This is a genomic window from Streptomyces incanus (assembly GCF_042656345.1).
In the GTDB taxonomy this organism is placed as follows: Bacteria; Actinomycetota; Actinomycetes; order Streptomycetales; family Streptomycetaceae; genus Streptomyces; species Streptomyces incanus.
On record NZ_JBHSPC010000089.1, the window covers coordinates 50449 to 61496 of the forward strand.

Consider the following 11048-nt stretch of genomic DNA (forward strand, 5'->3'; position numbering starts at 1 on the left):
TTCAGGCCGCCGACGAGGCCGGAGCGCCGACCTGGACGCTGGATACGCTCACCGCGACCACCCGGGCCGGCGGTATCGACGTGCACCGCAGCCAGGTGCGCAGGATCCTGCGGGCCGAGGGGGTGCGCCGGCGGCGTACCCCCTCCTGGACGACCAGCAAGGACCCGGACTTCGCCCCAAAAGAACGGCGGTCGTCGGGCTCTGTACCGACCCGCCGCCGCGCTCCACGGTGATCTGCGGCGACGAGCTCGGCCCGGTCATCCCGCGCACCTTCGCCCCCGCCCCGGGCTGGTCCCCCGACGGGCACCGGTTCAAGGCGCCGCTGGAGTACTGCCGCGGCAGCCAGAAGACCTGGGTGTACGGGGGCCCGCGCATCCGCGACGGCCAGGAGGTGGCCTTCTGCGCGCCGTCCCGCAACACCGCCGGCTGGCTCCGGCTGCTGCAGGAGATCGCCCGGGCCCACCCGCGCGGTCGGCTCTACGTGGTCGCCGACAACCTCTCCAGCCACACCAGCGGCCCCATCCGCAGGTGGCTGAGGAAGCATTCGAGGGTCCATCAGGTCTTCATCCCGGTCGGCGCCTGCTGGCTGAACCTGGCCGAGGGCTGGTGGCGGATCTTCCGCAAGACCGCGCTGGCCGGGCAGTCCTTCGCCGACCCCGCCGAGATCGACCGGGCCACCCGCCTGGCCACCACCCAGCTCAACACCCGTGCCACACCCTGGATCTGGAGACGCCCCGCACCACCGACCCGCACACTACGCCGCCGTTTTATTTACTGCCTTCGAGGAAACCTGCATTAGGGACCCGCGTGCACCTGGCAGGCCCACAGGCTCGGGGTCTGCGGATACGTGTCGCGCAGGGTGCGTACGGCCCGGTGCAGGGCCTCGGCCGTGCGGGCGACGTCGAGTGTGCCGTCGCCCGTGTGCAGGGCTTCGTACACGCTGAGCGCGACCTCGGCCCCGATCACGTCGTCGACGTGCCACAGCGAGCCGACCACATGGGGGAAGCCCGCCATCTGGAAGGCGCTGACGATGTGGACGGCCTCGTCGGCGAGCTCGGGGCTGGTGCGCAGCGTGGCGCAGGCGGAGAGGTAGGCGAGCCGGACCGACGGCAGCCGGAGCCGGGCCAGGTCGCGGACGGTCAGCGGGCGTTCGGTGTGGTCGTGCAGGACGAGACGGCTGCCGGACGGGTGCTCCAGGTCGCCCAGGGCGTGGCAGGCGAAGTGCGCGTAGGCGTGGCGGTGCAGGGCGGAGACGACCGCGGAGTGGGTGGCGGAGGTGTCCGCCAGCAGTGCGGCACCGGGGAGCAGGCGGGCCAGGTGCTCGGCTTCGCGGCGTGCGCCCGGGAGTGGGGCCTGTCCGGTGGCCTGCGCGACGCTGACGACGAGGGTTCCGGTGCCCGCCGGGCGGGTGGCGCGCCGACGGGCGTGGTGCAGGGCCCGCAGTGTCGGCGTGTACGAGGAGACCACCCGGTCCAGGGCGCCGGGGGCTCCGCCGGTGGGGGCTGCCGCGTGCAGGGGCAGCGTGCCCAGCAGGCCGCCGGGCGACCACCACACGCGGGTTGCCGCGGGAAGGCGGTCGAGGACCGGACCGGTGACCACCTGCCACAGCCAGGCGAGGGTTTCCCGTACGTCCTGCTGGGCGCGCTGCGACTGCTTGCGGGAGGTTCCGGGCGTCTCGATGCGGACCAGGGCGTCCTGGAAGGTCTGCAGGCGCGTTGCCGTGGTCCGCGGGTCGAGACCCGGGAGCGGTACGGCGTCGATGGAGCGCTCGGTGACGACCAGGGCGTCGCTGCCGTGCGGGGAGACGTTGACCAGGACCACCGGGCCCGCCGCGGCCGTCGCGCGCAGCTCGCGTTCGTCCCAGTTCCGCACCGGACGCAGCAGGTCCAGTTCGGGGTGCTCGGCGCGGATCCGGTCGGTGAGGTCCCGCCACTCGGCGGCCAGCCGCTGCCGGAGATCGGCGCGGGCGTCGGGGCCGGGCGGTCCTTCCTCCAGGAACTCCCCGCTGTCGGTCGCCGTGTCGAGGGCGTCCCGGAGCTCCTCGAAGCGGGCGGCGAGGCCGGGGGCGGTCTCCCGGAGCCGGGTGAGATCGCTGTCGGCGTCGAAGGCGTGGGAGAGGATCACGCCCCTGGCCTGTTCGAGCAGACCGACCGCGAGCCCTGGCCGACCGCAGCGCACCGCGCAGGCAGCGGCGGCGGCGCCCAGGCCGACGGTACGGCTCAGCAGGAACTCCTGGTCGTCGCGGACGAGCTGGCGGGGTGCCACGGAGTGCAGCAGGTCGACCGCCACCACGTAGCCGTCCAGCGCGCGATCCCACAGGCCGAGTTCCGCCCAGACCTCGCCCCAGGCCTGGGCGGCGTCCAGCCGCTCGGAGGGTGCGCACTGCTGTTCCAGGGCCGCTTCCTGGAACGTTTCGGCCGCCGCGACCAGATCGGCTCGGCGGCGACGCCGGGCCGGGCCCAGGCCGTACAGGACGGCGCCGAGGCGGGCCAGGCGGAACGCGCGCTTGGGGTGGCCGGGCGGAGTGGCCTCGACCGCCCGGCGGTACAGGGCGACCGCCTCGCCCCGGGCGGCCGACGACAGCAGGGCGCGCGGGCTCATCAGCCGTGCGCCCGCGGCCACCATCAGTGCGCCCGGCAGGTCGGGCGAGTTCGCGGGCAGCGCCGCGATCACCGCGTCGGCCAGCTCGCGCACCTCGCGTGCGTCGCCGGTCCGCAGCGTCTGCGACATGCGGTCCATCAGGGCGGTGGCGAGGTTGTGGCGCCGGCGGGGCAGCAGCGGGTCGCTCTCCGGGGTGAGGGCCAGCGCCTCCCTGAAAAGCCTTACTGCCTCGTCGAGTTGGGTGGTCGGATCGGCGGCGCGCTCGCAGCCCCTCATCAGGCTGATCCCCGTCGAGCTCAGCAGCCTCGCGTGGTGCGCTCGGCCCATACCGGGCAGCGCGGCGGCCCGGCGTCGGCACTCCTGGGCCTCCCGCAGGTCCTCGCCGTCCCCGGTCAGCTGGTGGCGCAGACCCAACGCCGCACCGAGGTTGAGCAGCCGCACCCCGAGCACCCCGTGCCCTTCGGAGGTGAGCGCCACCGCCTCCCGATGGGCCCCCACAGCCTCGTTCAACTCCTCTATTTTTCCCGAGCGTTGATAGCCTGCGGTCAGCACCAGGCCAAGGTAGTTGAGCGCCGCGGGGCGGTCCGGGTGGTCCGGCGGCATGAGCGCCTCGGCTTCTCGGAGGCGGCGCAGCGCCTCGTCCAGGTCCGCCCTGTTCGCTTCCGGATCGCGTGTGTAACGGGTGTACAAGGCCACCGCGGGAGCGAGGAGTAACGGTTGCGTGCCGTCCGTCGCCCCTGTGGATGCTGTGGTGAGGTCGGTGAGGTCGAGCGCCGCGTCCAGATCGGCCGGAGCTCCGGTCGTGACGGAGCGGAAGCGCAGGACGTTGCCCAGGGCATTGCGCAGGGCAGCGTTCTGACCCGGAGTCGTGGCCGCCCGGAGCGCCTCGGTCAGCACGGCGACCGCCTCGTGCAGGTTCTCCACCCGGCCGGTGTGCTGCGCCCTCAGGACAAGCGCCATGCCCAGGTCGTGGCCCGCCGCCGCAGGCCCCTTCAGATGGCCGGCGAAGCCCCGGCGGCACAGGTCCACCACTTCGTCGCACTCCTCCGCCGTCGCCCCCTCCCTCTGCCGCAACAGCAGCAGAGCGCTCCCCAACGCGCTGATGCCGTGGACCAGGTGCGGGTTTGCGGGCGGCAGTTGAGCCACCACGTCACGTGCGATGCCGACCGCCTCGTGCAGGTCCTCGGCATCGAACGACTTCAGGTAGCGCTCCTCAAGCCGACGGCCCAGACCGTCCAGGGCGAGGAGCCGTGCGGGGGAGCCGGCCGGGGTGCGCTTGACGACACCGTGGACGAACCGGACCGGATCCGCGTCCGCCAGGTCCCCGAACGGCCAGGTCGTCCCGGTGAGGGTCACGGCGCGGGACACCTCCTCGAGCCGGTCCGCGAACCAGGGCTCGTACTCCCAGGTCGCGAGGACGGCGAGGCTGCCGCATCCGATCGCGGTGGCGAGCCGGGTCTCGTGGGAGGGGGTCGTCGCGGCCAGCAGCGCGGCCATCTCGTGGAGCTTGCGGTCGTCCTCGGAGGCGTCCGGCGGCGGGTCGTGCTGCCGTCCCTCCGCCGCGATCACGGACGCGGCACACAGGGCCGACCACTCGGCGGGACCGTCCGCGTTCGCCGGGTCGGGGCGTACGGCGGGACCGGCGGATGCGTAGCCCGCCGCCAACCCCGGCGGCACCAGTCCCGGATCGGCGACCCACACCGGGAAGAGCAGCGTCCCGGCCATGGACCCGTGGACGCTGTCGCGGTCCCCCGGCTCGGCCATCGCACGGGCGGCACAGAGCCAGCCGGCCGCGTGCCGGGCCTCCATGTCGGTCGTCGTGTCGGCGGTCCGCAGCAGTCCACGGAGTTCGGCATCCGCGTCGGGGCCGAACACCACGTCCGCGGCCACACCCCCGTCCGCCGTCCCAGCCCGGTCGAGGCGCGCGTAAATCGCCTGCAGGAACCAGTCCCGGTCATACCTCACTCCGTCACTCCCCCTCACCCCGTCACTCCCCCTCCCGCCGTCGACTCCAACGGTGCGTCAACTCACGCTCAACTCTGCCTGATATGCGGCACACTTGGACCATGACCGCGTCTCCCGACCTGCCCCGACCCGACCACAGGGCGGCAGCGGCGTTGTGCGTACTGCTCGGCTCGCCGGAGGACCTGCGCCGGCCCGGGGTCCGGGAGGCGGCCGAGCGTGCGCGTGACCTGCTGCGGTCGGGTGCGGACGCCGACGAACTCGCGACCTGCTACCGCGCCCTGGACACGGCGTTGCGCCAGGCCGGGGACGCACGCGGGCTGGACAGCGAATCCCGAGGCGGAACGGCCCCCGGCATCACGCCCCACATCAAGGTGGCCGTATGCCCCGGATCGACCCGCTGCACCCGCATCGAACGGGCCCGCGACCTGCTCCCCGCCCCGCACTGCGCCGTCAACGGCACCCGCATGCGCAAGGGCCGACTGGGCTCCGCACAGTGACCCCGCCCCCATGAACCCCCTCCTCGCCACCCTGGGCGGCAAACTCACCGAACGCTGGCTGAACCTGCTGGTCCTCCCCGGCGCTCTGTTCCTCGCCGCCGCTGCCGTCGGCACCACCCTGGGCCACCGCCACTGGCACGACGTCGACCGGCTGCGCACCGCCCTGGACGACCTCGCCGCCCGCCCCGCCCTCGACCGCACCGGCACCGCCGCGCTCCTGGTCGCCCTCGTCCTGCTCACCGCGACCGCGGCCTCACTCGCCGCGCAGTTCCTCGGCAGCTCGATCGAGCGGTACCGGCTGCGCTTCGGCCGGGACCCGCTCTCGCGCGCCAGGACCGCACGCCGGGCCCGCCAGTGGCGGGAAAGGGACGCGAAGCTCGACGAAGCCATCGGCCACGCCCACCAGACAGGCACCGGACCCGACGGTGCGGTGGTGGTCCAAAGCAGCACTCTGGCACGGATCCAGGCCCTCACCGAGGCCCGCGACCGTATCGCGCTGCGCGAACCGGCCCGCCCCACCTGGTACGGCGACCGCATGCAGGCAACGGCCGACCGCGTCGAGGCCGCCTACGGGGTGGACCTCGCCGTCCTCTGGCCGCGGCTGTGGCTGATCCTCCCCGAACCCGCCGTGCGTCAGCTTCAGTCGGCCCACGACTCCTTCAGTGCCGCAGCCCGCCTCGCCGCCTGGGCCCTCGGCTACACCCTGCTCGCCTGCTGGTGGTGGCCGGCCGCGCTGGCCGCCGTCGGCTGCGCGGCCGTCGCCCGGTCGCGCGCCCGGACCGCCCTGGACGCACTCGCAAGCCTCATCGAGGCCGCCGTCGACGTTCACGGCCGCGAGCTGGCCACCCGGGTCGGCCTGATCTCGCCGGAGACGCCGGGACTGCTGGCCCATGACACGGGGGACGGGATGTCGGCGGTGTTCAGGAAGGCCGAGTGACGACCGGGTACGTACCGGCGGTCCGGGCGTTGTACGGCGCGAGCACGGTCGCCGCCAGGCCGCGAACCCTCAAATGACCGCGCCCGGCGGCGGGCCCGGGGAGGGCAGTCGGCGGGTGGACACCTTCGGCCATGGGCATCACCGGCGCCCGCGTCCCGCCGTACCGCGCGACCGGGTCGGTCCGGGATTCGACCAGGTGGCCGTTATGTTTGATGCTGATCGCACGGTGCCGGCGCCCGGCTGTCACGGCGGTGCGTACCGGCCCCTGCGCGGGTCTTCGGGCGGGAACTCCACGTTGTGGGACCGGAGGCCCTGTTCGGGGTCGGCGCACCGGGCTCCGAAGGTGGAGGCCCACAGGACCTGGCGGCCGAGGGCGACGGCCTCGTCCCAGAGGGCGCCGTCGCGGGTGAGCGGGAGCCGTACGCCCGGAGTCAGCAGTTCCTCGGTGAACCGCCGGGTGAAGGCGGAGTGCCCCGCGACGGCGACGGCGTACGCGGGGTGCCGTTAACGAACGTGTCACCAGCCGCCATAGGGCCGGCGGTGGCGTTCACGGTCTGAAATGGCCCAGCCTTTCCGGTCCGACGCGGCCCCACCGTGAGCGGTTTCCGGTCGACGCTCCGGTCCGACGTGGCCCCGGCTTCCGGCTCGAGCTGGCCCCAGCAGGACCGACCTGGACGACGGAGGGGGCCCTGGGGACAATGCTCGGCATGACGACTTGAAGAGCACCGGCCGGACGCAAGTCCTGGCGCAAGAGGGGAACCGGCTGGGCCATCTCCGACGGTGAACGCTGGATCTGCGTTGTGTGCCGGGAACCTCTCCGTTCCTACCAGTACCGCTTCCACCCGCCCGAGTCCTCAATGTTCGAGCAGTGCATCGGGCTGGCGTGGTGCTCGGGGTGCCGGATCTACGACGGCAACATGGTTCACGTTCCTCGCAGGCGGGTCCTGGTCGACGCCCTGGCGTCGCTGCCTGCCAATGAGCGCGACCGGTTGCTCCGAAAGGAGGCAGCGCTGATCGACTATCTCGACTGGCTCTGTTCATGAGAATGAGCAGCGTCTCGACAGCGGTTTGGGCAGCAGCGGCGCCTTTTCGCATGGCGCGGATGTTCACGTGTTTCGACAGCACTGGGCGGCGCTGCGTGAATGCGTCAGGCGGGCAGGGTGGCGAGCCAGTCGGTCAGGAGCCGGTTGACCTCGGCGGGGCGTTCTTGCTGGATCCAGTGGCCGCAGCCGTCGAGGAGGTGGGAGGAGATCAGGCCCGGCAGCGTGACCGGGTACGCGTTGATTGCGTCGGCTAGCCAGGTCGTGGAAGCGTCCAGATTGCCGCCGATGAACACCGACGGCTGGGTGATGGGGGCGCCGTCGAAGGCGGCGAGGTCCTCCCAGTCGCGGTCCATATTCCGGTAGCGGTTGAGCGCTCCGGTCAGGCCGGTGCGTTCGAACTCCCCGGCGTAGACGTCGAGGTCGCTCTCGCTGAGCCAGGCGGGCAGCCGGCTGGCGGGGAACCGGTCGCGCAGCGTCCCGTTCCTGCTGACGAAGTGCGGATCGGGAGCGCCGGATTGGGGCATGGTGTCGGCGGACAGGGCCGCGTAGAAGCCCGCGAGCCAGCCGCGTACATCGGGTTCGATCTCGGCCTCGGCGCGGCCCGGCTGCTGGAAGTACGAGACGTAGAACTCCTCGTCCCCGTCCATCTGGGCGAAGACGTCGCTGGGGCGGGGCCCGCCGCGCGGGGTGTAGGGAACGCTCAGCAGTCCCACCGCGCGGAAGACCTCCGGCCTGAGCAGGGCGGAGTTTGCGGCGATGGTCGCGCCCCAGTCGTGGCCGATGACCACCGCCGACTCCTCGCCCAGGGCGTGCACGACCGAGACGTTGTCCTCCACCAGGTCGAGCATCCGGTACGCGTCCGTTGCGGTCGGCTTGGAGGAGCGGCCGTAGCCGCGGACGTCGATGGCGACCGCGCGGTATCCCGCCGCCGCGAGTACCGGCAGCTGGTGGCGCCAGGAGTACCAGGACTCCGGGAAGCCGTGGACGAGCAGCACCAGCGGCCCGGTTCCCTGCTCCGCGAGGTGGATCCGGCCTCCCGGCGAGGACACCAACCGGTGTGTGATCTCCGCTGCGTGCTGCGACATGCGTCTCCTCCAGGGCTGTCGGTCTTCAGTGCCCCCGGGACGGCCACCTTCCCCCGTTCCGTCGGCTCAACGCCGATCCTGCGGAAGACCCCGTCCAGAAGACGAGTTCGTTTGCCGATTCAGCAAGCCCAGCCCTCGACGGTGGGACCGACGCAGTCGGTTGTCACTCCACGATGCTGCGGCCACGGGGCTGCCTCCCGTTCTCACGAACATCGACTCCGGCCGCTGCCGGCTGCCTCCCTACGAGATGAACAACTGCTGCCGCTACTCGTGAACAAAGCCACCACGGCGGCAAGTCGCACGGTGAGCGCGGGCTGCCGGAAGGCGATGGGTTACGGCGTCATCGTGGGGCTGGGGCGGGGACGGCGCGCAGGTAGCTGTAGACGGTCTCGCGGCTGATGCCGAACTCCTTGGCCAGCGCGGACTTGGGTTCGCCGGCAGCGGCGCGTTCGCGCAGGGCATGGGCTTGCTCGGGGGTGAGGGCGGGTTTGCGGCCGGTGTAGGCGCCGCGGGCCTTGGCAGCGGCGATGCCTTCGCGTTGGCGTTCGAGGATCAAGGAGCGCTCGAATTCGGCGAATGCGCCCATGACCGACAGGAGCAGGGTGGCCATGGGGTTGTCCTCGCCGGTGAAGGCGAGGTTCTCCTTGGCGAACTCCACGCGGACGCCCTTGCCGGTCAGGGTGCGGACGATACCGCGGAGGTCGTCGAGGTTGCGGGCGAGGCGGTCCATCGAGTGCACGCGCAGGGTGTCGCCCTCGCGTACGAAGGCGAGCATCTCCTCCAGGCGGGGCCGCGCAGTGTCCTTGCCGGAGGCGTGGTCGATGAACGTGCGTTCGGCCTGGAGGGCGTCGAGTTGCCGGACGGTGTTCTGGTCGGCCGAACTGACGCGGACGTAGGAGACGATCAAGGCCGGGAACCCCTTCCGCGGTACGAGTGTCCGGATAGCCTCTCAGATCCCAGCCGACACGTGTCAGAGAATCCAGCATTGGACCCTATCCTGACGCGTTTTCGGCAATGGGCGTGTGTGGTGCTGGGGTACACCCCAGCACCACACCAAGACATCAGGCTAGAGATCAGGGTCAGCGTCCGTGCGAACCGGTGCAGTTCCGCGAACAGCCTCTATGCTCGTGATGTGGGTGAGATCCGGCTCGGCCTTGGGCGCCGGGACCTGAAGCGGAACAGATGGACCATCGGCGGCATGGGCGTTGTTTGCGCCGCTGTTGGGGCGGCGATCTGGTGGCTTCCGGCAAACAGGACGAGCACGCAGCCGAATCCGGATCGCGGCGCGTGGCTTTTGGGGATAGCGGTCTTCTGGATCCTTCTGGCCGTCTACATGATCAATCAGGCGCGCGGAGCCACGTACCTCGCCCCGGACCACATCCGCCTGCAGAGTTTCGTGAAGCGACGCTCGATCCCCTGGAACGAGGTCACGCGCTTCGAAGAACGACAGCGGCACAACCGCGGCGGCCCGTACTGGGATGTTCGTGTGCACCGGACCAAGGGCCGTCCACTCACCATGCCCGGGCTGTTCACCAGCGGCCGACGGGACCGGGAGTTCGACGAGAATCTCGTCAAACTCCATACGCACTGGGCGTCAGCAAAGGGCACGGGCCTCCTGCCGCCCGGATGAGCAGGTCGAGTCCGGCCCGTCAGGAAGCGATCTGCGGCGACGAGTCGTTCGTAGCCGTCGGAGGTCAGGATCGACGCGTACGGACCGGGGCATCCTGGCAGTGGTACTCCGCGGCCTGGGCGAGAGGATTTCGCGGCATCGGAACGGGCAGGACGGCTCGCGGGGGCGTCAGCTGGGGCCGTCGCCGATGACCAGGCGCGAGGCGAGGTCCAGGCGGACTTCGCCATAGGGAGATGCTCGGCCGGTACTCCTTCCAGCTGCCGGACCTGTCTGGCGGCCTGCGGCCCATGCGCGATCCGGACGCCTCCGGGGACGAGTGACGGCCGGTGGTCTTGTGAATCCGGCCGGAGGCTACTGCTGTGGGCTGGGGCCGGCTGTGTCCAGAGCGGCGCCGGCCTGGTCGGCGAGGGTCACGGCGACCAAGCGGGCTTGCAGGGCGGGGCGGGTGTCCGGCGCTGGGTTGAGCATGAATCGGCCCTGGAACCGGCCGCCTCCGCTGGCACGCAGCTCGATCTCCTCCTGGGGCCAGCCGAGCTGGTCCACGTCCCATCGCTTGCGTCCGACGGTGACGCTGCCGTCTTGCTCCAGGCGGGCAGGGTGGCCCAGGAGGGAGCCGTACTCGAAACGGCACTGCTGCAGCTGTAGCAGGTCGGTGAGTTGCTGCTTGACGTGGTCGACGACCGCATCGGCGGAGGAGGCCGACTGAGCCAGCTGGGCGGTGTCATGGACGCGGACGAGGTAGTCGGCGTCCGTGACGACAAGCACCTCCAGCTTCCGGGCGTGGGCGGCCAGTTGCGACACCGCCAGGCCCACCGCCAGCAGCAGGGCCGCGGTGGCGATGTCCCCGCCGCGGCCGATCGTGAAGCTCTGGTAGGGCCGGGTGAGGAAGAAGTCGAACCACACGGCCGTGGACAGGGCAGCCAGCGCGCCGGCCAGGCGGCTGCCGGCAGCGGCGACGGCCACGATGACCACCACCAGGATCAGGGCCAGGTTCGTGCTCGACACGCCGCCTCGGAAGGGCACCAGGACGAGCGCGACCAGCAGCGGGCCCGCCAGGGCTGCCGCCAGTGCGATGCGGTCCCGAAGCGGATACCGGGCCATCTGTCCACCTCCACCGCACTGCCTATCACGAAAGAATCTCATTTGTCCGAATGGCATGCAGGCAGTGGCCCACTGCCCTGCGGGGCGCGGCGGTAGCCGCTGGTCCTCCCCTGTGGCTTACGGGGAGGCGTCGCGTATTTACGGGTTGCTTCCGGGGCTTGGGTTCGTTGATGTGGTATGGGTCGTTTC

General features: G+C 71.6%; 9 protein-coding genes and 2 pseudogenes. 6 read left to right on the forward strand and 5 right to left on the reverse strand.

Annotated features, from left to right (window positions below; all coding sequences use genetic code 11):
* Positions 1-233, forward strand: a pseudogene (locus ACFP2V_RS26925) (helix-turn-helix domain-containing protein); the annotation flags it as partial.
* Positions 230-799, forward strand: a complete 570-nt coding sequence (locus tag ACFP2V_RS26930; protein ID WP_381217707.1) for a transposase — start codon at positions 230-232, stop codon at positions 797-799. The pseudogene ACFP2V_RS26925 and the gene ACFP2V_RS26930, both read left to right, overlap by 4 nt.
* Here the strand turns inward: ACFP2V_RS26930 and ACFP2V_RS26935 are convergent.
* Entirely contained in the window at positions 796-4566 is a 3771-nt protein-coding gene (locus ACFP2V_RS26935) for a CHAT domain-containing protein (protein ID WP_381217709.1), read from the reverse strand. The two genes, ACFP2V_RS26930 and ACFP2V_RS26935, sit on opposite strands and share 4 nt — an antisense overlap.
* 101 nt (positions 4567-4667) lie before the next feature.
* Here ACFP2V_RS26935 and ACFP2V_RS26940 point away from each other — a divergent pair, with 101 nt between their 5' ends.
* A complete protein-coding gene (locus ACFP2V_RS26940) occupies positions 4668-5063 on the forward strand; it encodes a hypothetical protein (RefSeq protein WP_381217711.1) in 396 nt (131 codons plus the stop codon).
* 10 nt (positions 5064-5073) lie between these two features.
* On the forward strand, positions 5074-6000 hold the full coding sequence (locus ACFP2V_RS26945; protein ID WP_381217713.1) for a hypothetical protein: 927 nt from the start codon (positions 5074-5076) through the stop codon (positions 5998-6000).
* Positions 6001-6243: 243 nt separating this feature from the next.
* Here ACFP2V_RS26945 and ACFP2V_RS26950 read toward each other — a convergent pair.
* Positions 6244-6483 (reverse strand): annotated as a pseudogene (locus tag ACFP2V_RS26950) (type ISP restriction/modification enzyme); the annotation flags it as partial.
* A gap of 434 nt (positions 6484-6917) precedes the next feature.
* Between ACFP2V_RS26950 and ACFP2V_RS26955 the strand changes: the two are divergent.
* Entirely contained in the window at positions 6918-7043 is a 126-nt protein-coding gene (locus tag ACFP2V_RS26955) for a hypothetical protein (protein WP_381217715.1), read from the forward strand.
* Between the two features lie 104 nt (positions 7044-7147).
* Here the strand turns inward: ACFP2V_RS26955 and ACFP2V_RS26960 are convergent, their stop codons facing one another.
* Together ACFP2V_RS26960 and ACFP2V_RS26965 are read right to left on the reverse strand one after the other, a co-directional pair.
* Positions 7148-8128: an alpha/beta fold hydrolase gene (locus ACFP2V_RS26960; RefSeq protein WP_381217717.1), complete on the reverse strand. Its 981-nt coding sequence runs from the start codon at positions 8126-8128 to the stop codon at positions 7148-7150.
* Between the two features lie 340 nt (positions 8129-8468).
* Entirely contained in the window at positions 8469-9035 is a 567-nt protein-coding gene (locus ACFP2V_RS26965) for a recombinase family protein (protein WP_381217719.1), read from the reverse strand.
* Positions 9036-9260: 225 nt separating this feature from the next.
* Between ACFP2V_RS26965 and ACFP2V_RS26970 the strand changes: the two genes are divergently transcribed.
* Complete coding sequence (locus tag ACFP2V_RS26970) at positions 9261-9758, forward strand: hypothetical protein (RefSeq protein WP_381217721.1); 498 nt, start codon at positions 9261-9263, stop codon at positions 9756-9758.
* Between the two features lie 351 nt (positions 9759-10109).
* Here the strand turns inward: ACFP2V_RS26970 and ACFP2V_RS26975 are convergent, their stop codons facing one another.
* Positions 10110-10859: a DUF4118 domain-containing protein gene (locus tag ACFP2V_RS26975; RefSeq protein WP_381217723.1), complete on the reverse strand. Its 750-nt coding sequence runs from the start codon at positions 10857-10859 to the stop codon at positions 10110-10112.
* Between the last annotated feature and the right edge of the window lie 189 nt (positions 10860-11048).